At 67.2% G+C, this 20,959-nt stretch carries 18 protein-coding genes and 1 pseudogene; 8 read left to right on the top strand and 11 right to left on the bottom strand.

Annotated features, from left to right (window positions below; all coding sequences use genetic code 11):
- Positions 1–34: 34 nt before the first annotated feature.
- Positions 35–1,312, bottom strand: a complete 1,278-nt coding sequence (locus ABZ371_RS00425) for an acyl-CoA dehydrogenase family protein (RefSeq protein ID WP_358672353.1) — start codon at positions 1,310–1,312, stop codon at positions 35–37.
- 875 nt (positions 1,313–2,187) lie between these two features.
- On the opposite strand from ABZ371_RS00425, the gene ABZ371_RS00420 reads away from it, so the two are divergent.
- From ABZ371_RS00420 to ilvC, 3 genes are all read left to right on the top strand, one after another.
- Entirely contained in the window at positions 2,188–2,709 is a 522-nt protein-coding gene (locus ABZ371_RS00420; protein WP_358672352.1) for a nuclear transport factor 2 family protein, read from the top strand.
- 365 nt (positions 2,710–3,074) lie between these two features.
- Positions 3,075–3,770 carry a hypothetical protein gene (locus ABZ371_RS00415; RefSeq protein ID WP_358672351.1) on the top strand — a complete coding sequence of 232 codons (696 nt, stop codon included), beginning with the start codon at positions 3,075–3,077 and terminating at the stop codon, positions 3,768–3,770.
- A gap of 248 nt (positions 3,771–4,018) precedes the next feature.
- Entirely contained in the window at positions 4,019–5,017 is a 999-nt protein-coding gene (gene ilvC / locus ABZ371_RS00410) for a ketol-acid reductoisomerase (protein ID WP_358672350.1), read from the top strand.
- Between the two features lie 130 nt (positions 5,018–5,147).
- Here ilvC and ABZ371_RS00405 read toward each other — a convergent pair.
- The 3 genes and pseudogenes from ABZ371_RS00405 to ABZ371_RS00395 all read right to left on the bottom strand — a co-directional run.
- Positions 5,148–5,243, bottom strand: a pseudogene (locus ABZ371_RS00405) (IS5/IS1182 family transposase); the annotation flags it as partial.
- 173 nt (positions 5,244–5,416) lie between these two features.
- Positions 5,417–6,424, bottom strand: a complete 1,008-nt coding sequence (locus tag ABZ371_RS00400; protein ID WP_358672349.1) for a hypothetical protein — start codon at positions 6,422–6,424, stop codon at positions 5,417–5,419.
- Positions 6,425–6,744: 320 nt separating this feature from the next.
- Positions 6,745–7,437: a hypothetical protein gene (locus ABZ371_RS00395; protein ID WP_358672348.1), complete on the bottom strand. Its 693-nt coding sequence runs from the start codon at positions 7,435–7,437 to the stop codon at positions 6,745–6,747.
- A 115-nt stretch (positions 7,438–7,552) separates the two neighbouring features.
- Between ABZ371_RS00395 and ABZ371_RS00390 the strand changes: the two genes are divergently transcribed.
- A complete protein-coding gene (locus ABZ371_RS00390) occupies positions 7,553–8,203 on the top strand; it encodes a TetR/AcrR family transcriptional regulator (RefSeq protein WP_358672347.1) in 651 nt (216 codons plus the stop codon).
- 127 nt (positions 8,204–8,330) lie between these two features.
- Here ABZ371_RS00390 and ABZ371_RS00385 read toward each other — a convergent pair whose 3' ends face one another.
- Together ABZ371_RS00385 and ABZ371_RS00380 are read right to left on the bottom strand one after the other, a co-directional pair.
- Positions 8,331–9,398 (bottom strand): magnesium and cobalt transport protein CorA, encoded by a 1,068-nt coding sequence (locus ABZ371_RS00385; RefSeq protein WP_358672346.1) that lies wholly within the window; start codon positions 9,396–9,398, stop codon positions 8,331–8,333.
- A gap of 4 nt (positions 9,399–9,402) precedes the next feature.
- Positions 9,403–10,038, bottom strand: a complete 636-nt coding sequence (locus ABZ371_RS00380; protein WP_358672345.1) for a TetR family transcriptional regulator — start codon at positions 10,036–10,038, stop codon at positions 9,403–9,405.
- 119 nt (positions 10,039–10,157) lie between these two features.
- On the opposite strand from ABZ371_RS00380, the gene ABZ371_RS00375 reads away from it, so the two are divergent.
- Both ABZ371_RS00375 and ABZ371_RS00370 read left to right on the top strand, forming a co-directional pair.
- Positions 10,158–11,900 (top strand): CocE/NonD family hydrolase, encoded by a 1,743-nt coding sequence (locus ABZ371_RS00375; protein ID WP_358672344.1) that lies wholly within the window; start codon positions 10,158–10,160, stop codon positions 11,898–11,900.
- A 356-nt stretch (positions 11,901–12,256) separates the two neighbouring features.
- The gene (locus ABZ371_RS00370; RefSeq protein WP_358672343.1) at positions 12,257–13,135 is read left to right on the top strand and encodes an NmrA family NAD(P)-binding protein; all 879 of its coding nucleotides are present in this window, start codon (positions 12,257–12,259) and stop codon (positions 13,133–13,135) included.
- 604 nt (positions 13,136–13,739) lie between these two features.
- Here the strand turns inward: ABZ371_RS00370 and hisC are convergent.
- Complete coding sequence (hisC, locus tag ABZ371_RS00365) at positions 13,740–14,867, bottom strand: histidinol-phosphate transaminase (protein ID WP_358672342.1); 1,128 nt, start codon at positions 14,865–14,867, stop codon at positions 13,740–13,742.
- 64 nt (positions 14,868–14,931) lie between these two features.
- A complete protein-coding gene (locus tag ABZ371_RS00360) occupies positions 14,932–16,068 on the bottom strand; it encodes an amidohydrolase family protein (protein ID WP_358672341.1) in 1,137 nt (378 codons plus the stop codon).
- Here ABZ371_RS00360 and ABZ371_RS00355 point away from each other — a divergent pair.
- On the top strand, positions 16,067–16,543 hold the full coding sequence (locus ABZ371_RS00355) for a MarR family winged helix-turn-helix transcriptional regulator (protein WP_358672340.1): 477 nt from the start codon (positions 16,067–16,069) through the stop codon (positions 16,541–16,543). The genes ABZ371_RS00360 and ABZ371_RS00355 overlap by 2 nt on opposite strands.
- An 82-nt stretch (positions 16,544–16,625) precedes the next feature.
- Here the strand turns inward: ABZ371_RS00355 and ABZ371_RS00350 are convergent, their stop codons facing one another.
- Together ABZ371_RS00350 and ABZ371_RS00345 are read right to left on the bottom strand one after the other, a co-directional pair.
- Positions 16,626–17,660 (bottom strand): amidohydrolase family protein, encoded by a 1,035-nt coding sequence (locus tag ABZ371_RS00350; protein ID WP_358672339.1) that lies wholly within the window; start codon positions 17,658–17,660, stop codon positions 16,626–16,628.
- On the bottom strand, positions 17,657–18,256 hold the full coding sequence (locus tag ABZ371_RS00345) for a nuclear transport factor 2 family protein (protein WP_358672338.1): 600 nt from the start codon (positions 18,254–18,256) through the stop codon (positions 17,657–17,659). Before ABZ371_RS00345 ends, ABZ371_RS00350 begins: the two co-directional genes overlap by 4 nt.
- A gap of 82 nt (positions 18,257–18,338) precedes the next feature.
- On the opposite strand from ABZ371_RS00345, the gene ABZ371_RS00340 reads away from it, so the two are divergent.
- A complete protein-coding gene (locus ABZ371_RS00340; RefSeq protein WP_358672337.1) occupies positions 18,339–19,235 on the top strand; it encodes a LysR substrate-binding domain-containing protein in 897 nt (298 codons plus the stop codon).
- Between the two features lie 55 nt (positions 19,236–19,290).
- Here ABZ371_RS00340 and ABZ371_RS00335 read toward each other — a convergent pair whose 3' ends face one another.
- On the bottom strand, positions 19,291–20,760 hold the full coding sequence (locus ABZ371_RS00335; protein ID WP_358672336.1) for an RICIN domain-containing protein: 1,470 nt from the start codon (positions 20,758–20,760) through the stop codon (positions 19,291–19,293).
- Positions 20,761–20,959: the final 199 nt, after the last annotated feature.

Raw genomic sequence — 20,959 nt, 5'->3', positions numbered from 1 at the left:
CGGTCCGACGCGGCGAGGAGCCGGCCCCCTCCGCTCAGGCTTTGCCGGGCGCGACCGGGGCGAAGCGGTCGAGGGTCGTGATCCCCGCGAACTTGTGGGGCTGGACCCCGGCCATCAGCCTGCCGTAGTTCTCGGAGAGAGCCTCGAGGTTGAGGGCGCCGTGCAGCGTGATCACGCGTGCGTCGCGCCAGGCACGCTGGATCGGCTCGCTCTCCATGATCGCGGTCGAGCCGGAGTTCCTCTGGATGAGCTCGATCGCCTCCGCACACCATTTGGCCGCGTACGCCGTCTCGATGAGGACCCGGGCACTGAACATCTGCATGTACTCCGGATCGGCGGGTGTCCCCGCTGCAGCGAGCGCACCGAGCCGGTCGGTCTCCTCAGCATTGGCACGAGCCGACAGGGTCGCGGACTGGATCTTGGAATGCACCTCGGCGAGCATCAGGTGCGTGGAGGGCGCTTCCAGCTGGTTCTTGTACGTGGTGCCGCGGATCGGCCGGCCGGCGGAGCGCTCGAGGAACCTCTCCAGCGCGCCGTGCGCGAGGCCGATGGACATCCCCGCCATCAGACTGAAGGCCCAGCCGAGTGAGGGCGCCTTCCACAGGGAGCCCTTGAGGCCGTTGTCGATCGTCCCGCCCGCGATGTGACGGAAGTCGACACAGCGATGATCGGGCACGAAGAGTTCGTCGCCCACGAGGGTGAGAGAGACGCTTCCGGTGGCGCGCATTCCGGCGACCTGCCAGTCGTCGAGGGAGCGCAGCTCGTCGCGCGGAACCTGAACGGCCAGGAGGTAGGGGCCGTCGCCTTCGTCAGCGATGCAGCCGAGATTGGTGAAGGGCGCCCAGAGGGAGTCGCTTCCGAACGTCCAGGGGCCGCCGGTGATCACCCAGCCGCCCTCGACCCGCTGTGCGCGCCCTTTGGAGGCCGGGAAGTGGCTCGAGCCGGCGACCCTCGGTCCCACCCACTCGGATCCGTAGACCTCCTCGACGACGCGTGCACCCGAACCGGCGGGAATCCAGTTCGTGGAGGCTCCCACCCACACGCTCCATCCGCATGAGCCGTCCCACTTCGAGACCTCGGAGATGACGTCGAGCTGCTCCCGGACGGTCAATTCGTAGCCGCCGAACTCAGCAGGGCTGCCGATGTCGAAGGCACCGGTGGCGTCCAGGTCGGCGATGGTCTCGTCCGAATGGCGGCCGGCGCGCTCGGCGTCGAGCGCACGCTTACGCAAGGTGGGTCCCAGCGCGCGGACCTTGGTGAGGATCGACGCCAATGCCTCGGACGTGTTGTGGGTCGCAACCATCGTGGTCATCTCCTGTGCTTCGTTCCTGTGGATGGAAGGCCGGGGTCTGCGACGCCGGGTGTGATCGGAGCCCGGTGTCGCGAGGTCACGACCGGAGCTATGGGCTGCCGGTCGGGGCGCTCCCGCGGCGCAGACCGTGTCGTGGAGGTGCTCCGCGTGGCCACCTGAACCAGGGCGGTCGTACGGCTACGGTCGGACTCGTCGCGATGGGGCGCGCATGGTGGTGTCTCAGGGTGCGTCTGCGCCACCCTCGGCCTGGATCACGAGGTCGGTTCTGTCGTAGGGCCCACCACCGGAACCGTAGGAGAAGGTACGACAGAGTGTCAACATTTTTCTACTGTTGATCAGGCCCTGTTCATCGCGTGCGAATGAGGTGCGGTGGCGTCCGGCCCGCCGGGTCGCCTGCTTCTCTCCTTCTCATGCGTGCTCACGGCTGGGTGGGCGCCGGGCGAAGCTCGTGTGTGCCGATGACCCTCCTGTTGTTCACCGGGGGGCGCTGACCGTTCGGTCCGGCGCAAAGTGTTGACAGGCCTGTCGTAGCTCCTGATGATGGTCCCCATCTCCGCTACTCGCTCCGGCCCTGGGCCGCTGTGCGGGAAAGGTGCAGCCCGGGTGCCGGGCGGCCGAGGTGGACGAGCCGAGAGTGACATCACCCACCGCCCGGTCAGTGTGATGGCACCCGCCGGTCAGTGCGGACGCCGAGCTGAGGAGTGTGCGTCCGGTCGGCGAGGTGCGATCCCCTTCGCTGTTGCTTCCCTGTGCCGCGAGGCCGGTTCGACCGGCCTCCTCGCGAGCTGCCGGCCCGGAGGTGACGCGATGAAACCATTGTGCGGCGGGCGGCGGTCTCGGCCGGCATTCGCTTACAGACGACGAGGAGCGCAAGCATGGCTGAACACGACAAGGCCGCGATCATCGAGGTCCTGAACCTCTACGGTCTCGCACTCGACGCCCACCAATGGGACCTGTTCGACCGCGTCTTCGCGGAGGATGTGACGGCGGAATTCGGCCCTGCCGGGAACGCATGGACCGGCCTCGCCACCTTCAAGCGCTCCTTCGCGGAGTTCCACGAGAGCCTGACCGGCCATCAGCACACGATGATGGGCCATCTGGTGCACGTCGACGGCGACAAGGCCTACGCCTTCAGCTACGGCAACTGGCTTCTCGTGCGCGAAGGCGCCGAGGGCGGTCCGACCTGGCAGGGAACCGGCTGGTACGACGACGAACTCATCCGCACCGACGAGGGATGGCGCATCCGGCACCGCGTCTGCCGGCTGATGTCGTGGACCGGCAATCCCTCGGTGCCCGAGCCGAACGCCGAGCACCACCCTGACATGAAGACGAACGTGCTGCGCGAGCACAGCGAGGCAGGGAGGGTCGGCTTCCTCAAGGCCATCCAGGCCAAGTAGGAGACCGGCGCGCGGGCCCGAGCCGGCCGCCGTACCTGCCGACCGAAGCCGAGGGCGGCGGTCCTGGTGCCCTGTCCCGGCTTCGCCGGCGCCTGGGTCCGGTCGGCTCGGCGACGGCCGGACGTCAGGAGCCAGGCGATCGCCATGTCGCGGAGGTCGTCCGCGCACCGGCGCCGGGCCGCCTCGTCGGTGGGGCGGTCCTGGCGGATCGGGTGGTGGAAGCAGGTGCCGAGGGCGGTGCCTCCATTGCGACGCGCAAGTCGTATCGACCCCATCACCGCGTCCGAATCCTTGACAGGAATCGAGCGCGCACTTCTACTATTGCGAATGTGAGTCCACGTTCGCATCCCAGTGAGGTTCTGAGAATGACTGACAGCCCTACTTCGGCACCAGCAGACGTGACACTCGTTTCAGGGCCGACCGGCGCTGGGAACATCGACGACTTCGAGCTGTTCTACGCACGCCGAGCGCTGGGCCGCTTCCGTGCGCGGCTGGGCCGGCAGGGCCTGCTCGACCTGTTGGCCGCGGACATCGACGAAGGCAACGCCTTCCTGCGGGAAAGCGCCCAGGCCTCGGGCGGCAGCTTCGCCGGGGGCACGACGGTGCTCTCGACGAAGGGCCTCGGGGCGGGTGAGTTCGTGGCCTGGATGGACAAGGCGTTCGCCGACGAGGAGGTGCTCCTCTCGGCACAGCCGGAGCATTACGTGATGGTCGGCCAGGCGAACGGCTCGGTCCACGTGGTGGAGAACGTCGGCCCCCACATCTGCTCCTTCTACCTCGGGGACTGGGCAGCGGAAGCGATGGCCTGGGCGGAGGACGCGGACGAGCTGCTCCCGCAGGCCGATTTCCCGTACAAGAAGGCCACGAACCTCTTCCTCTCCGACGGTACGGTCGTCGGGCGGGTTCTGATCCAGTTCGGCGAGACGGACGAGGGCTTCACCTCGAGTCTCACCGTCTACCTGCCCACGTCCTGCCCGCGGGACGTCCTGGAGCACCACCTCCGGCACTTCGCCGTGGAGTTCAGGAACTGGATCGTCGCTGCCGCGGAGGCTCGCAGCTGACCGTGTGGCGGGCTCGGGCCTCGCGTCCCGGGCCCGTCACCCACACGTTGTGGCACGACGGCACATCCCCCTGGGGCCGAAGAGGCGATACGGGCCTGGCGGGGCGATCCGTTCGTTTCGCCCTGCCAGGCCCCGTGACTTCGGGACAATCAACCAGGGGTGGCTTCGAGTGCGCCTCGGATCCCCCTTTCTTTCCGCTCGCCGGCATGCGGTGGGACGCAACACCTGCACACCAAGGAGAAGACCCAGTGGCCGAGCTGTTCTACGACGACGATGCCGACCTGTCCATCATCCAGGGCCGTAAGGTCGCGGTCCTCGGTTACGGCAGCCAGGGGCACGCCCACGCGCTGTCGCTGCGTGACTCGGGTGTCGACGTCCGTGTCGGTCTGCACGAGGGTTCGAAGTCCAAGGCCAAGGCCGAGGAGCAGGGCCTGCGCGTGGTGACCCCGTCCGAGGCCGCGGCCGAGGCCGACGTCATCATGATCCTCGTCCCGGACCCGATCCAGGCCCAGGTCTACGAGGAGTCCGTCAAGGACAACCTCAAGGACGGCGACGCGCTGTTCTTCGGCCACGGCCTGAACATCCGCTTCGACTTCATCAGGCCGCCGGCCGACGTCGACGTCTGCATGGTCGCCCCGAAGGGCCCGGGCCACCTGGTCCGCCGCCAGTACGAGGAAGGCCGAGGCGTCCCGTGTCTGGTCGCCGTCGAGCAGGACGCCACGGGGGACGCCTTCCCGCTGGTCCTCTCGTACGCGAAGGGCATCGGCGGTACGCGCGCCGGCGTCATCAGGACGACGTTCACCGAGGAGACCGAGACCGACCTGTTCGGTGAGCAGGCCGTCCTTGCCGGGGGTACAGCCGCCCTGGTCAAGGCCGGTTTCGAGACGCTGACCGACGCCGGGTTCCAGCCGGAGATCGCGTACTTCGAGTGCTTCCACGAGCTGAAGCTCATCGTCGACCTCATGTACGAGGGCGGCCTGGAGAAGATGCGCTGGTCCATCTCGGAGACCGCCGAGTGGGGCGACTACGTCACCGGCCCGCGCATCATCACGGACGCCACCAAGGCCGGGATGAAGAAGGTCCTGGCCGAGATCCAGGACGGCACCTTCGCCAAGGCGTGGATGGCCGAGTACCACAACGGTCTGCCCAAGTACAACGAGTACAAGAAGGCCGACAGCGAGTCCCTGCTGGAGACCACCGGCAAGGAGCTCCGCAAGCTCATGAGCTGGGTCGAAGAGGAGGCGTAAGCCGTCGTCCGAAGGTCACCTGGCTACGCTGCCAGGGGCTTTGGTCCGGATCGCCGTGCGGACTGGAGGCGATGCCTGTGACGTGGAGTCCAGCCAGGTCGATCGTGGCTGTCCTCCCGTGACGGGCCGTGATGCCGCGCCACTGCTTGAGGCGGTTGATGCACCGCTCAACGGTAATGCGCTGCTTGTATGCCTCGCGGTCGAAGGCGGGTGGCTTTGATCCGCTGCCCGCGCCCGACCGGCGGCGGCCGGCGTCCGGGCTCGTGTTCTTCGCTCACCTGCACACCGTCCACACCGTGGACCGGCATTCGTCCTTACGACGGCCATCGTGCGAGCGCTGACCTCGAGCGCGACAAGCGGGTCCGTGTCGCCTCGCGGGAGCAGCGCCCGGCCTGCACTTCAGGCAATGGCGGCCGTGGGGGCGGTCTCGGGCTGAGGGGAGGCCGGGCGCCTGCCACGCCGGTCTGCCAGGAAGGCGAGGGCGATACCGAAAGCGACCCAGACGGCGAGGGTGAGGGTCGGAAGGCCGGCACCTGCGCTGTCGAAGAAGCCATTGGTGCGCAGGAGGCTGCCGGCGGCGCCCGGGGGGAGTAGTTGGCCCAGCGTGGCCCAGCCGTCGGGGAGCCAGTGGGGGCCCGTGGCGATACCTGAGAGGGGGTTGCCCAGGAGCATCATCAGAGCGCTGCCGAAGGCGAACCCCGCCATCCCGAACCGGGCTTGGAGCCCCAGGAGGGTGGTGGACATGGCGGCCATGCCGAGGATGACTCCGAGGGCGGACATCCCGTAGTCGCCCTCGATCGAGTGTGTGGCGAACCGGAGGACGGCGGCGACGACCGCGCCCGCCACCACGGAGAAGAGCAGAGCCCCTGCGATGCGGGTGCGCAGTCCACGGTGGCCCGGGAAGAAGCTGCTGAGTATCAGGGCGGGGAAGATGCCGCCGAAGATCATGGGCATGAGCGCAGAGGTCAGCCCTGTGCCCCGGGGATCATCCTCGGTGAAGGGCACCAGGTCGTGAACGGATGCCTCCTTGGTGTGCTGTGCGGCGACGGTCTCACCGAGCGCCGTCACGACGCCGGTCGCGGAAGGGGCGCCGGCGGTGGCGGTGTACACGTCGACGCTCTGCTCGGTGACGGCGATCCCACCGGCTATATCGCGGCTCTCGACCGCGGACCGGATGTCCGCCGGCGTCTCGTAGACGCGGACGTCCCACGCGCCCTCGTCGATGTGCTGCCGGAGGTCGCCCACGGTCGACTGCGCCCCGCTGATGCCGATGGGGACATGGTGCGGGCCACTGTGGAGCGAGGGCAGCGCGAACGCGCACAGCATCGTGGTGATCAGGGCTGCCAGGCCGAGGACGACCAGGACCAGCTTGCGTTTCGTGCCGGGCGGCGTGGAGTGCTTGGGCATCGTTGAGTCCTTCTGTGCTTCCTGCAGTGCGCGGAGAGGGCGGAGCTCTGTCCGGGGTGGTGCGGTGGAGACGGCGGCGAGGCCGCACCCGAGTCCCCGTACGCTGAAGCACGGTCCGGGCCGCCCTCATCGGCACGCTGTTCGGGCATTCACCGAGAACATCCGGTCGTACGACCGTGAGATGAAGGCGCGATGCCGAGTCCAGGCGGCCTTCCAAGCCCAAGATCAATTCCCACCGGGAGGGGCCGGCCTGTCGGGCTCGGCACCCGCTCATGAGGTCGGCAGCCTCGCGGCTGCCGACCAGATGTCGGGCCGAAGCCTCAGGCCTGGGCAGCCGCGGCGGCGACGATCCAGTTCCTGAACTCGACGGCGTAGTGCCGCAGATGGTGGTCCAGGACCTCGTCCGGGCAGGAGACGGGGAAGTAGACGGTCAGGTTCGCCGTGAAGCCGTCAGTGGTGTCACCGAACTGGATCAGCGCCCGCCCGACCACCGTGCCGTCCGCCAGGAACAGGTTCGAGGACATCTTGCGAGGAAACTCGGACTCGGGGAGAAGCTCGTCCGCGTCCGCGGCCCAGGCCACTGCGTCCGATCCCCAGCCACCCATGTAGAAGGAGGAGACGTAGGGGCCGATGTTCTCCACCACGCGCGCGCCGATCTCATCGGTGCCCATCACGTAGTGCTCGGGGTGCGACGCGAGAAGCGCGCGCTCGTCGCCGGCGAACGCCTTGTCCATCCAGGCCAGGAACGCACCCGAGGTGAGGCCCTTCGTTGCGAGCACGGTCGTTCCCCCCTTGAAGCGGCCGTCGGAGGTGCGGGCGCTCTCGCGCAGGAAGGCGTTGCCCTCCTCGATGTCCGCGGCGAGGAGGTCGAGCAGACCCTGGCGGCCCAGGAGCGTCCGGAAGCGGTCCACGGCGCGGCGGGCGTAGAACAGCTCGAAGTCGTCGATGCTCCCACCGGTGGGTCCGGACTCGAGGGTCACCGTCACGGGCGGTGAGATCTGGTTGTCGGTCATGGTCGAACCTCCACGTAATATGTGAATGCGAATCCGCATTCACGTAACGAGGATACCCAGAGGTGTGGACCACTTGTCAAAAGAACCCCGCCGAGACCCCACTACGATGCTGGACATGACTGAGGAGCCCGACCGCCCGCTGAGCTACCGGCAGCCCCAGCAAGCACGCAGCGCCGCGACACTGGCTCGCGTCCTGAAGGCCGCTGAGGAGATTGCCGCCTCATCCGGCCTGGAGGAGATGACGATGACCGGCGTCGCAGAGCGCGCCGGCGTCTCCGTCGGCACGATCTACCGCCGCTTCGAAGACAAGGAACAGCTGATCACCGCCCTGACCGAGCGGATGCTGGAACGCCGCGAGGAGTACATGGCCGAGCGGCTGCGCGTGGCCGAGCCCTCACTCTCCGGCGTCATGGACGCCTACGCGCACGCCCTGCTGGAATCCTTCGCCGACAGCAACAGTCTCTTCCCCGCCCTGCTGCGCGCCGGGAGGAACAAGACCATCGACCGCGGGGCCCACACCATCACCGAGATCCACCGCCTCCTGCTCGAAGCGGCGGCCCCCTATACCAGGCAGATCCAGCGCTCCCACCCGCAGGAGGCGTTGGACACCGCGGCCCGCGCCGTGCTGGGCGCCTGCTTCCACAACTCGGTGCGCCCCGACCCCGTCACGGGCGAGACGGCCAGGCGCCGCTATGCCGACGAACTCAGCGACATGGCGATTGCCTACCTGCTCACCCCCGACCGCAGGGGCGCCACCCACGGCTGAGCGGCTGTTGGTGACCGGCGTACGCTCTTCTCCGCATCAGAGCTGTAAGCCTTCCAGCCCTGGCGACGACGGACCGGCCCCGCGCGCACGGGAACGCGGGGCATGACGCGTCGGCCGGCACTGTCACTCAAAGCCAACGGCGCCATTTGAAGACGCCCCAGAGCCCGACACCGAAGCCGATCATGAGCGCGACGGCGAACGGGTACCCCGCCACCCAGTGGAGCTCCGGCATGTGGTCGAAGTTCATGCCGTAGATGGAGGCGACCAGTGTCGGGGTGAACAGGATCGCCGCCCACGAGGAGATCTTCTTCACCTGCTCGCCCTGCTCGATGGTCTCCTCAGCCAGGCGGCGGCTCTCCTCGCCCTGGGCGAGGCTCGCGCTCGACATGCGCCGCATGGCCTCGTTCTGCTCCACCGTCACCAGCGTAGAGTGGACGGTCAGCGCGTTCTCCAGCAGGGACCTGGACCCGTCGACCCGTTCCGTCACCCGGATGGTGTGGTCGAGCACGTTGCGCAGCCGGTTCTGCACCTCGTCACCGGTGCCATACCTGCCGGCGCCACCGAGCAGGCCCTGGACCATGTCCGGCAGCGGACCGATCGCGCGCTGCAGTGCGATCACCTGTGCGAGCAGCCGGTAGATCCGCTTCGAGAGTGCGGGATCGGCGTTCCCCTCCCCGAAGAGACTGTCCTCGACCTCGTCGATGTCGTTCACCAGCCCTGCGACCACGGGCGCGTAGCCGTCGACGACGATGTCGAGAAACGCCGTAAGCATCGCTTCGGGTCCTGTACTGAGGAACTGCGGCTCGGCCTCGAGGGCGTCGCGGGCCACTGACAGGTCCGGCACGGTGCCGTGCCGGACGGTGATGACGAACTGAGGGCCGACGAACAGGTGGACCTCGCCGAAGCCCACGCGCTCCTTTCGGTCGTCGTACGAAGCGGGCCGCAGTACGACGAACATGGTGTCGCCGTATCGCTCGAGCTTCGCGCGCTGATGTCCCTTGTGTGCGTCTTCGACGGCCAGTGGGTGCAGACCGAACCGGACAGCGGCGGTCTTGAGATCATCCGGACTGGGGTCCATCAGTCCGATCCAGGCCACGCCTCCAGACCGCTCCAGTTCGTCGGCGGCGTCGTGCAGGTCGGGCGGGCAGGTGGTGGGGTGTCCTTCGACGTAGATGCGACCGTCGATCGCCGCCATCGCCCTACTCCTTGCCGTCGGTGGCCGGTGGTGTCGGAACCAGCACACTCTGTACGGCGGGTCCGACCAGCGCGACCAGCGTCTCACGCTCCGCTCCCGTGAGCGTCGGGACACCAACGATCCCTCGACCCACCATGAGCCCGACGAGCATCGACGACACGATGCCCGCCCGGAGCGTCGCGCCATCGACTGCGCGTGACGCGATAGCGTCGACGAGCAGGCGTTCCTGGAGGAACTCGCGTAGCTGCTTGTTCGCCTGCTCGTTGACGATCGCGCCGCGGAGCATCGCCATGAGCGGCTCCGAAGTCCGGGCGTCGACTTCCCACACCTCGATGAAGGCGCGGACTACGCGTTCGCCGAGCAGGTCGTCGGTCCCCTCGAAGGCCGCGCTGAAGCGCGTCAACGCGTCCGCGGGAACGGACATGACAGCAGCGAAGAGCTCGTCCTTCGAGCGGAAGAACTGCATCACCAACGACGCGTCAACGCCCGCATCGGCTGCTACCCGTCGGATCGTGGTTCCGGTGAAGCCGTCGGTCGCGAATCGGGTGCGAGCCGCGTCGAGGACCGCCTGCCGGGTGGTGTTCGTCCCCGGCCGGCGGCCTCGGCGTGCGGCGGTTACGGGAGTCGTATCAGCGGTCATGGTCCCAAAAGTACCTCCCCGACACGAAACTCAACACAGGTTGAGTTATAGGTGTCGCGGACGTACGCTCAAATGGCCAGAGCCTGACCAGCGGATGAAGTAGATGCGAGGAGCTCCCCATGAGTGAGGACCAGAAGGTATTCACGCCGTCCCGGCCCCTGGAGCCGGGCCCCCGATACGGGATCCTGAGCGGTTTCGAGCCCGGAACCCGAACCTTGGAGGCGGGTTTCCAGATCGCCCCGCCGTTCAAGCCGCTGCCCGTCGACATCGTCTTCGAGAAGGACGTGCCGGTCACCCTGCGCGACGGTGTCACGATCCACGTCGACGTGTTCCGCCCCGCCGGATCGGAGAAGGTGCCGGTCATCGTGGCGTGGAGCCCGTACGGCAAGGGGCAGGGCACGTCCGCCAGCGTGATGGGCATCTTCGGCATGGTCGGGCTGGACAACAAGATCGTCTCGGGCCTCGCGAAGTTCGAGGGGCCGGACCCGGCGTACTGGTGCGCGCAGGGCTACGCGATCTGTAACCCGGACATCCGGGGCGTGGTGGACTCCGAGGGCGACAGCGTCGTATGGGACCGACAGGAAGGCCGTGACTGCTACGACCTGGTCGAGTGGCTGGGCGTCCAGGACTGGTGCACCGGCAAGGTCGCCATGAGCGGAACGTCGTACCTCGCGGTCTCGCAGTGGTTCACCGCGGCGGAGCAGCCTCCTCACCTGGCGGCCATCAACCCGTGGGAAGGCGTGAGCGACGTCTACCGCGACCTGGTGATGCGCGGCGGCATGCCGGACACCGGGTTCGCCGAGCAGCTCCAGAACAACAGCTACTGGGGCAAGGGTCAGAGGGAGGACATCGTCACGGAGGCCGAGCGCCACCCGTTGATGGACGACCTGTGGGAGAACAAGATTCCGCAGTTCGACCGCATCACCGTGCCTGCCTACGTCGTCGCCAGTTACTCCAACACGCTGCACACCGCAGGCACTTTCCGCGCCTGGCGCCGCATCGCCTCCACGGACAAGTGGCTGCGGATCCACAACAGCCAGGAATGGCCCGACTACTACGACGAGACGAACACGGAGGACCTGCGCCGGTTCTTCGACCGCTTCCTCAAGGGTGAGGACAACGGATGGGAGCAGACGCCCCGCGTGCGCTACTCCCTCCTGGACCTCGAAGGCGGCGACCAGGTGAACGTCCCGGCGGACGAGTTCCCGCCGGCGGGCGTCACGCAGGCGAAATACTACCTCGACGGCCGTTCCCGGACGCTGGGGACGGCGGCGCCCGCCGCCGAGGCGACGGCGGGCTACACCGCGGGGGCCAACCCCGACACGGTGTCGTTCGTGACACGCTTCGACCAGGAGACCGTTCTGGTCGGCTACCCGAAGGCCCACCTCTGGGTCGAGGCGCAGGGGTCCGACGACATGGATCTGTTCGTCCTCGTCCAGAAGCTCGACGCCTACGGCACGCCGCTGCAGCAGTTCACCGTTCCCAATCAGGGCGCACAGATCCAGGACGTCACCGAGCGGGGCGCCTCGATCCTGCGGTACAAGGGCTCGGACGGACGTCTGCGCGTCTCGATGCGACACCTGGACAAGGCGCTCTCCACCGAGGACGTCCCCGCTCACAGCTTCGACCGGGTCGAGAAGCTCTCCCCCGGCGATGTCGTCGAGGTCGAGATCGACCTGCTCCCGGTGGGACTCACCTTCTACGCGGGCGAGCAGCTCCGATTCGTCATCAGCAGCCGCTCGCTCCTGGGCACGATGATGCCCGGAAACCGCGAGTACACCCCCGCCAACAGCGGACAGCACGTCATCCACACCGGGGGAGAGCGCGCTTCCTATCTGCAGCTCCCCGTGAAGACCAGCTGATCCTGGAGGGGCCGGTCCCGTCCGCAGACGGGACCGGGCTGCAGCCCTTGCAAACCTGTCAACACTTTACCCGTCTCTGGGTGCGTCGCACGTGCTTGTCTAGCCATCGGGTGACGTGTCCGAGGGGGTCGGGCGGTAGTCGTGGCACCTCAATGTGCCTATGCTGCGAGATGGCTGGGCGAGTGGGCTGCCCGGAAGGAGTGTGCTGTTGTGCATTACCTTTCTCGGAATGTTGACATTTAGTTCGCAGTCGCCTGAGGATGGCGTCAGGGCCCGGATCGCCGCCGGGGACAGAGCCCGCGGCGTCGAGTTCCTGGAGCGGGTCGGCAAGCCAATGCGTGCAAGGGGATGATTTCGTGATACTGGTCACCGCGGCCAACGGCAATCAAGGCAAACATCTGATTCCACGACTTCTGGAAGCCGGCCAGGCGCTCCGTGCGTGCGTACGCTCCGAAGGATCGGCCCAGTCTCTTCGCTCTGCCGGCGTGACCGATGTCGTTGTCGGTGACATCGCCGATTCCGCGGTGCTGGCACTCGCCATGCACGGGGTGGACAAGGTCTATTACGTCGGGCCGACTCTTCACCCCGAGGAGCGAGAGATGGGGTTTGCCGCCATTGATGCGGCGCGGGAAGCCGGGGTGAAGCACTTCGTCCTCAGCTCGGTACTCCATGCGATTCTCACCGACCTCACCCAGCACGAGGTCAAGCGTGATCTCGAGGAACATCTGCTCTCGTCCGGGATGGAGTTCACGATTCTCCAGCCTGCCAACTACATGTTGCGACACAGGCTCAAGCCCGCTGTCGAGCAGGGCCGTTTCCGTCTCTCGTGGGCGCTGGACCGATACCAGTCGATGGTCGATCTGAGCGATGTGTCCGAGGTGGCCGCTGCCGTCCTGGTCGACAGCGATCGCCACGCAGGAGCGACCTATGAACTGGTCGCGCCCGGTCGCTACACGGCACACGACATAGCGGCGGTCATATCCGAGGTGCTGGGGCGCAAGGTGGCTGCCGAGCGAATCGATGCCGACGAATTCACGGCGGCATCCCTGGGTGCGGAGCACGAAATCCGCTTTCCCTATCACACCAGCGCGGCGCGAGCGATCAGCAAACGCTACAGCAGTCATGATTTCATCGGTAATCCCAATGTGCTCACGTGGCTGCTCGGCCGTGAGCCGACGAGTTTCAAGAAATTCGTTCAGCGAGAGATTGACGCCTTCCAGCCTCTCAGTCACTGAACCCTTGCCCACCTCGGTTTGAGCAGGTGAGGTGGAGCATATGGTATGGCCGAGCCTGGCGATGCGGGTGGTACTGCAGGGGCGACTGGAACGTCGCCGTGAGTATGTCGTCGAGGAGCCCCCACCCGGTCCGGCGGAAGGCCATGGGTTGGTCTCTCTGCCAACGGGTATGCCGCTGCGTCCGGCAGCAGCTTCGACCTGCTGCTCCTCACGGAATCGGGGGTTCTTCTCGTCAACACTGCGGAGCCGCTGACGTGTGCGGTCGGCCTGCCGACGATTCGATCTGTTCGGCCAGAAAAGAGAGCGCGGTCGGGATGACTGCGAGGTCGCTGTGTCCCGCGCCAGGAAAGATGTCCAGTTGTGTGGCGATGCCGTGTCGCTCCCAGTTCTCGCGCAGCTCGCCCAAGCGATCCATGCGGCTGCCTGGCTGCTCGGCCCCTTCCCAGACCTCGATGTGAGTGTCGTGTTCCCCGATGACGAGCTGTACGGGTTCCCATCGAGGACGGCCCCTCACGGCCCGAAGCCCCCGACCGCCATTGCAAGGGGTCCGTCACTGCGGCTCCAGGACTTCTGATGGCTCCCTCGCCTCGGGGCTCCAGTCGGTTCATCCGGCGAGGAACTCCCGACGGAAGGCACTGGCTGCCGTCAATACGGCGTCGTTCGCGTGGCGTTCGCCGATGGTCACCCTCACGCCATCGTGGCCGTACGGTCGAACGGCCACGCCGGCGGCACGGCAGTGTTCGGCGAAATCGGTGGTCTGCTGACCAAGACGAAGCCAGACGAAGTTGGCCTCGCTGTCCGGCGGCGTCCAGCCCTGCTCCAGCAATGCCTCCCGGACGCGCCCCCGTTCGGTGACCAGTTCATCGACTCGTTCCATCAGCTCGCTGTGCCGGTCGAGAGACGCGATCGCGGCGCTCTGTGCGGTGGTGGAGACACCGAAGGGCACGGCCGTCCTGAGCAGAGCATCGGCCACCCGCGGGTGTGCCACCGCGTAGCCGATCCGCAATCCTGCCAGGCCGTAGGCCTTCGAGAAGGTGCGCAGGGTCACGACATTCGGCCGGTTCCGGTAGACCTCCAAGCCGTCCGCGCGGCAGGGGTCGGTGTTGAACTCCACGTACGCCTCGTCCAGGACGATCACCACATCGGCCGGTAGGTCATCCAGGAAGGGCTCCAGGACATCCCGGCGCAGCGCCCTGCCTGTGGGATTGTTGGGCGTGCACACGAACACCAGGCGTGTGCGCTCGGTGACCGCCCGTGCCATGGCGTCGAGGTCGTGGGCCTCGTCGCCGGTGAGGGGCACCTCCACGGCGCGTCCCCCGAACAGGCGGGTGACGATCGGGTAGGACTCGAAAGAGCGCCATGCGTAGACGACTTCATCACCCGGGTCGACGCTGATCTGCATCAACTGCTGCAGAAGCCCGCTGGAGCCGGTGCCCAGGGCGATATGGGAGGCCGGTACGGCGAGGTGTTCCGCAAGCCGGCCCGTGAGCTCGGTGCAGTGGATGTCCGGGTAGCGGTGCATCTGCCCTGCTGCAGCGGCCAGGGCCTCCAGCACGCCGGGGAGCGGCGGGTACGGGTTCTCGTTGGAGGACAGCTTCCAGCTCGGTCCGCCGGTGGATGCAGCAGACTTGCCGGGTACGTACGCCGGGATGGTGTCGAGCAGGGTACGGAGCCTGGGTGACGGCCCCTTGCTCGCGCGAGCCACTGCTTCATCCCTGCTTGCATCACTCATGCTGTGTCCGTCGTGTCCGTTCTGCTTGTTCGCCCGTACGGAGGGCATCCATTCAGGCTTCTTCTCACCGGATGCGCTCCCCGGCGATCCAGACACCGACGATGTCACGGGTCGCGGTGATGTCCGTGGTCGGGTCGCCGTCGACGAGAAGCAGGTCAGCGCGCCTGCCGGGTTCGATCATGCCGCGGTCGTCGAGACCGAACGTCTGTGCCGTGAGAGTGGTGGCTCCACGGAGCGCTTCGACGGGGGTGAGGCCGGCGTCGACGATGAGTCCCAGCTCATCGTGCAGGGATGTGCCGTGCTCGGGAGCGAACGGGACGCCAGGCGCGGAGTTCGCGTCCGTGCCGACCAGGAGCCGGATGCCGGCCTCATGGAACTTGGTCACCGTGTCACGGGCGTACTCGTACCTGAGCCCTGCCGCAGCCCGGGTCGCGGCGATTCCCCGCATCATCGTCAGCGTGGGCGAGGACACCATTCCGGTGTCCCGCATACGCTGAACGGTGTCGTCGTCGAGAACTGCGTCCAAGGGTGTGTGAGTGCTGATGTCGACACCGGCTTCGACCGCGACGTGGAACGCACCCGTTGTGATCGAATGCGCCACCACGAGAAGGCCGTGTTCATGAGCCACGTCCACGATCGCGTTCACGGTCACCTGATCCATCCCCTCGGGCGGTGCGGCCTCCGTGACGATCTTGATGTAGTCGGCGCCGTCCGCGACTCGGTGCTCGACGAACCTGCGTGCCTCCTGCGGTGTCGTGACGACGCCGTCCTGGGGGAATCCGGGCATCTTGGCGTGGTTTCCTCCCGGACCGACTGCCGGGGTCGTCGCGCTGAAGACCTGGGCGACGCCTGCCTGCTCGCGCATCTCGGTGACGAAGGAAAGGGGCCAAGCCGCCATGTCCATCCCCGTGGTGACACCGGACTTCGCCAGATCCTCCAGGTCTCCTCGCCCGAGTACGTGCATGTGTGAGTCGATCAGGCCCGGCAGCAGCACCTTGCCCGTACCGTCGACGACGGAGGCGGGTGTCCCGCCGGCCACGATGCCCGCGCCCTCGATGAATACGCGCCGCGGCTCAGTCAGTCCGTCACCCGTGAAGACGCGAACGCCGTCGATTTCTGTCACAGCCGCCATGAGGAACTCCTTGATTAATAGCTTTTTCGAAAGGTATCGGGAAAGTGTAATCGTATACAGTTGCGCCATGACCGCCGACAGCACGAACCGTTCCGGGGACGAACGCCTGGCGCTGACGTTCTCCCAACACGTGGTGCGCTTGCAGGGCCTCCTGGAGCAAGCCATCGCCCCCACTCTGGCAGCGCAGAGCCTTACCCCTGCCGAACTCGATGTGCTCGGAGCGTTGCGTTCGGCCGGCAGCCCCTACCGGCTGCGGCCAAAGGAGCTCGCGGCGCGTCTGCTCCTGACCACCGGTGGCTTGAGCAATGTCCTGCGCCGGCTCGATGCGCGTGGCCTCATCTCCCGCGTCCCTGATCCTTCGGACGGTCGAAGCCATGGCGTCCAGCTGACACCCGCAGGAGTAACCAGCGCGCAGGCGGCGACCTCCGCGGCGACGGCTGCGCTCCAGCGCACGCTGTCCGCGGTGCCGGCCGCGACCCTTTCAGACTCCTTGCGCCAACTGCAGTCGATTCTCGGCTCGATCGATGACGGGCCGTCTGTCTGACCAGGAGATCGGGCATCCGGACCAGGTCCCGTGGGCTCCTGGTCAAGGCAGTCGTGCCCGACCCGGTCGTCATGGTGTCCGGTCAGATTCCGAGCAGTCGTTCGGCGTTGCGGTACGCGATGCCGAGCTTGGCGTCGGGGGACAGTTCGCAGTTCTCCAGGAAGGCGCGGGCACCCGCGTTGCCCACGAAGGGGTAGTCGGCCGAGTAGATCATCCGGTCGGTGCCCAGGACTTCGGTGCAGAAGCGCAGGTGAGGTGTGGTGAACATGCCGCTGGGGGTGTACCAGACGTTCTGGCGCACGTAGTCACCGATGGTCCGGTCGAGCCCCGTCGCGCGCTGGGGCAGTGCCTCGTCGAGACGGTCCAGGAACCAGGGGATCATCTCGCCCCAATGACCGAGGACGAACTGCAGGTCCGGATAGCGGTCCAGGGCTCCGCTGAGCACGAGGTGCAGGAAGCGAATGCCCGATTCGTTGTGCCACCCCCATCCGGCAGTGGCGAATCGTGTGGCGACCACGGGATCGAGGCCCGACTCGTAGTTGACCGCGCTGGTTCCGCGTGTGGGCGGAGCGGGGTGCAGATAGATCGGGACCCGCAGTTCCGCGGCCGTCCGCAGGATGGGGTCGAACCGCTCGGCGGACAGGAATTCGTCATCCGTACGGCCGTGAATGAGCGTACCGACGTGTCCGAGTTCCTCGACGGCACGCTTGAGCTCGGCCGGCGCTTGGTCCGCGGCGGTCGTGGGCAGGGATGCGAACGCGGCGAAACGGCCGGGGTGACGGCCGCAGGCGGCCGCCAGTCGGTCATTGACCCCTCTTACCAGTTCGGGCGCCACGTCGGCCGGAAGGAACTGTGTGGTGAGGTTGGACAGTACCTGTACGTCGACGCCGTGGGCGTCCATGTCGGCGATGCGCCCCTGGTCGAGATCTTCCAGCTCCTCGGGGGTGGGGGAGTAGGGGAGTCCGCCGGCCGGTGAGTACGCCGTCGCGAAGTGCGGGCTCACCTCCGCTGCTCGCCCGGCGGATGCCCGCGCCACCGCGGTGTCGAGGGTGTGCTCCTCGATGGTGATCAGCTTCATGCTGCTTCCCGTTCCTGACGGCTCGAAGGCGGCTGTCATCCCTGGTCCTCCTCACCGAGCCAGGCGAACGCGGACTTCTTGATGGCGCCTTCCAGTTCGCTTCCCTTGGTGGCGAAGGTGCGCAGAACGGGAAACCCGCTCAAGTCGAGCACGTAGGCAAGTGCCCCGTACTCGCGCGGATACCTGGCCACCACCTCGGGGTCGATGTCCCTGATTCCGGAAGGAAAGGTGAAGGTGGCGAAGTCGTACACGCTCTTGCGGTCGACGATGCGCCATACGCCGTTCCGGCGCTCGATCCGGTCGATGAAACGGTTGTGGCCGTTGCACCCCAGATCGAGGCTGCTGTTCTCGGCGATGATGACCGCGTTGGTCTCGCTGACGGCGCGGGAGCCGTCCGCAGAGAACGTCACTGCGGGAGAGGTGATGAGGTGCTTGGTGCGCAGGTCCGTGGAGGCCATCCGCGCTGACGCGTCGACGAAGTCCGAGGCCGCCCCCTCGAACCAGGTGATCTCGATCTGCGCTCCCGGGTGGAACAGCGCCCGGAGCCTGTCCCATCGGCCCAGGTCTCGGTGGATCCAGCCTGTCATGAGGTCTGCGATGTCCTGGCGGTCCTGGAGTGTTGTCGTTATCGGCATATCCCCAGTCTCCGGCCGTTTCATTGATAGGGCCAATTGATAGATCTGATCTATTGTTCGCTGAGAACGATTGGAGGTCCGCGTGGAACTACGTCACCTGCGCTATTTCGTGGCTGTGGCCGAGGAGTGCCACTTCGGCCGTGCTGCCGCACGGCTGCACGTCACCCAGTCGACGCTCAGCACACAGGTGAAGGCACTCGAACGCGAGGTGGGGGGCCCTGTCTTCGTCCGTACCAGCCGCCGGGTCGAGCTGACAGAAGCGGGAGACCTGCTGCTGCTCGAGGCACGGCGTGCACTGGCGCAGGCCGACCGAGCCCTGGACGTCGCCCGGCAGTCGGTCAGAGGTGAGACCGGGGCAGTACGGATCGGCTTCTCCGGGGTCGCGGTGCTGGAAGGCATCCTCTCCGGGGACCTGCGGCGCTTTCACCGAGCTCACCCCGCGGTCGAGCTTCATCTGACCGAGCTCCCGCCCTCCGCACAGGTTCAAGGCCTCCAGGACGGCACACTCGACGTCGGGTACAGCCCCGACAACGGTCTCCATGACACGGACGGCCTTGCGGTGACGCGCGGAGCCCGGACGAACCTCTCGGTCGCCGTCCGCCCCGACCACGTACTCGCCTCCGCGGCCTCGGTCACCCCAGGGGACCTGGAGGGAGAGAACCTCATCGTGTACGCAACCGACATGGGTGACCAGAGCGTGCTCGACCGATTGGGGGCCGCCCGGGCGGAGCACGGGACCCACGTCCATCTCGTGACCAGCACCCTTGGCGCCCTTGCGCTCGCCTCCGCCGGCGTCGGTGTGGCTCTGGTTCCGGCCGCTGCGGAGCGCATCGCACTGCCGGAACTCATCTACCGACCCCTGCGGGGCATGGCGGCAGATGTGGAGGTGATGAGGCTCAGTCGCCCCGACGAACTCTCCGGATCGGTACGCGCATTCGTCAGATCGTGTGCGGAGCCGCTCCCCGCTCCGGATCGGTGACCCGGAGCCGGGAAGCGGCCGGCCTGTCAGCTTCCACCGACCCTGTCCGCCCAGGTCAGCCCAGGGTCCAGATCTGATTCGTGCCGCCTGTGGCGGCCCACTGCTGGAGGGCCGTGCCGGGTGTGGTGGACTCCTTGGGCACGTCGACCACCCATCCACTGCTGAGGTTGACCAGGGTGTACGAGGCGTTCGAGGAGGAGGTGTACGCGCCGGCGGCTTGTAGCACCCACTGTTGGTTGGTGCCGTTGTTGCAGGTCCACACGTCCAGGCGGGTACCTTGTGCAGCTGACCGTCCGGGGATCTCCAGGCACTTTCCGCTGCCGCCGTCGACCAGGGTGTAGACGTTCCCGCGGACCTGGTGGAGCGTCCACCGTTGGTTGGCGCCCCCGGTGGCCGGCCACTGGATGACACCCGCTCCGTCGTTGCTGTCGGCGCCGCTGACGTCCATCAGAAGCCCGCTTGCCGCGCTGGTGAGGCGGCGGGTCCCGGAGGGATTGGACGTTCCCGTCCAGGTCCCGGCGCCCACATCGAGAGTCCAGGAGTTCTGCCAGCCGACTGCCACGGTGGTCCCGCTGATGGTCAGGGGCAGCCACACCATGGGGGACGAGCCAAGATCACTGGTGTTCCAGCGGTCGCCCGCGTAGATGTACGTGGTGGCCGAAGTGCCCTGCACCGGGATGATGTTGGCTGTTTGCGAGTCGTAGGTCTTGCTGCCCGGGGGCGCGAAGGTACGGAATGAGGACCAAGGCCCGGAGAGCGAGGTGGCGGTCGCGTAGACGTTGTCGTTGGTTCGCCAGCCCGTCAGGTTCGACGCGAGCAGGTAGTAGCGACCGCCGGTGTTGACCATCGCGGGCGATTCGACGTCGGCGAAGACCGTGACCGTACTCTCGACCGAGAGGTAGTCGTCGGAGAGCCGTTCGATGCGCAGGCCGGTGGAGGGGTCCCGACGCATCAGGTACCCGGATCCGTCGGAGTCCTGGAACAGGCCGAGGTCCTTGCTCTGGCGGCCCAGCGGCTGGGAACTGCCCCGGTAGTCGTAGGTGCCGCACGGTGTCCTGCTGGTGGCGATACCCGCCTTCGCCTCACCGTACGAGGGGCTGTCGATGTGCAGGTACATCACATACGTCGAGGTGGACGCGTTGTAGATGACCTTGGGGCGCTCCACGATGCGGCCCGGGCCCAGGTCGCCGCCGGCCTGCCGTTTCAGAGCGGCACCCTGATAGGACCAGTGGGACAGATCCGTGGAGCGGTAGCAGTCGATGGACTGGAAGCTCGTGTCGGACGAATCCCTGCCGATCTTGTTCTCCCCGAAGGCGTACCAGGCGGGACCGACCTTGACGATGCCGAGGCCGTGCATCTGCAGGGCCCTGCCCGAGGTGTCGGTCCAGGACGTGCCGGGGGTGAACGTGCCGGTCGGGTCGGCGTGCGCGGGCGGCACCGCCACCAGCACGGCGGCTGCGGTGGCGATGAGGGTGAGGGCGCCCGTGAAAAGGCGTCGGGCGGATGTCAGGAAGCGCGCGAGCATGAGTACCTCATGGAGTTCCAGTGATGTCTGCCAGGACGGTGATGATCGTCTGCGGGTGAGCCCCACCCGGACAGGGTGAAGTTCCGCCCGGCCCATTCCCGCCCCGTGGGGGGCGCGGAGGGACCCGGGGGGGCCCCCGCCCCGGGCGGGGCCCCCCCACCACAGGGAAACGGGGGCAGGTGAGCGCCCCGGACAAGGG

This window comes from Streptomyces sp. NPDC005899 (genome assembly GCF_040629645.1).
Classification (GTDB): domain Bacteria; phylum Actinomycetota; class Actinomycetes; order Streptomycetales; family Streptomycetaceae; genus Streptomyces.
The sequence above is the reverse complement of the archived record's forward strand: the minus strand, read 5'-3'. Positions and strand labels throughout refer to the sequence as shown.

Bases quoted from the DNA above. Each gene is read 5' to 3' on its own strand.
- ABZ371_RS00425 (WP_358672353.1), bottom strand. From the start codon at position 1,312: ATGACCACGATGGTTGCGACCCACAACACGTCCGAGGCATTGGCGTCG.
- ABZ371_RS00420 (WP_358672352.1), top strand. From the start codon at position 2,188: ATGGCTGAACACGACAAGGCCGCGATCATCGAGGTCCTGAACCTCTAC.
- ABZ371_RS00415 (WP_358672351.1), top strand. From the start codon at position 3,075: ATGACTGACAGCCCTACTTCGGCACCAGCAGACGTGACACTCGTTTCA.
- ABZ371_RS00400 (WP_358672349.1), bottom strand. From the start codon at position 6,424: ATGCCCAAGCACTCCACGCCGCCCGGCACGAAACGCAAGCTGGTCCTG.
- ABZ371_RS00395 (WP_358672348.1), bottom strand. From the start codon at position 7,437: ATGACCGACAACCAGATCTCACCGCCCGTGACGGTGACCCTCGAGTCC.
- ABZ371_RS00390 (WP_358672347.1), top strand. From the start codon at position 7,553: ATGACTGAGGAGCCCGACCGCCCGCTGAGCTACCGGCAGCCCCAGCAA.
- ABZ371_RS00385 (WP_358672346.1), bottom strand. From the start codon at position 9,398: ATGGCGGCGATCGACGGTCGCATCTACGTCGAAGGACACCCCACCACC.
- ABZ371_RS00380 (WP_358672345.1), bottom strand. From the start codon at position 10,038: ATGACCGCTGATACGACTCCCGTAACCGCCGCACGCCGAGGCCGCCGG.
- ABZ371_RS00375 (WP_358672344.1), top strand. From the start codon at position 10,158: ATGAGTGAGGACCAGAAGGTATTCACGCCGTCCCGGCCCCTGGAGCCG.
- hisC (WP_358672342.1), bottom strand. From the start codon at position 14,867: ATGAGTGATGCAAGCAGGGATGAAGCAGTGGCTCGCGCGAGCAAGGGG.
- ABZ371_RS00355 (WP_358672340.1), top strand. From the start codon at position 16,067: ATGACCGCCGACAGCACGAACCGTTCCGGGGACGAACGCCTGGCGCTG.
- ABZ371_RS00360 (WP_358672341.1), bottom strand. From the start codon at position 16,068: ATGGCGCAACTGTATACGATTACACTTTCCCGATACCTTTCGAAAAAG.
- ABZ371_RS00350 (WP_358672339.1), bottom strand. From the start codon at position 17,660: ATGACAGCCGCCTTCGAGCCGTCAGGAACGGGAAGCAGCATGAAGCTG.
- ABZ371_RS00345 (WP_358672338.1), bottom strand. From the start codon at position 18,256: ATGCCGATAACGACAACACTCCAGGACCGCCAGGACATCGCAGACCTC.
- ABZ371_RS00335 (WP_358672336.1), bottom strand. From the start codon at position 20,760: ATGCTCGCGCGCTTCCTGACATCCGCCCGACGCCTTTTCACGGGCGCC.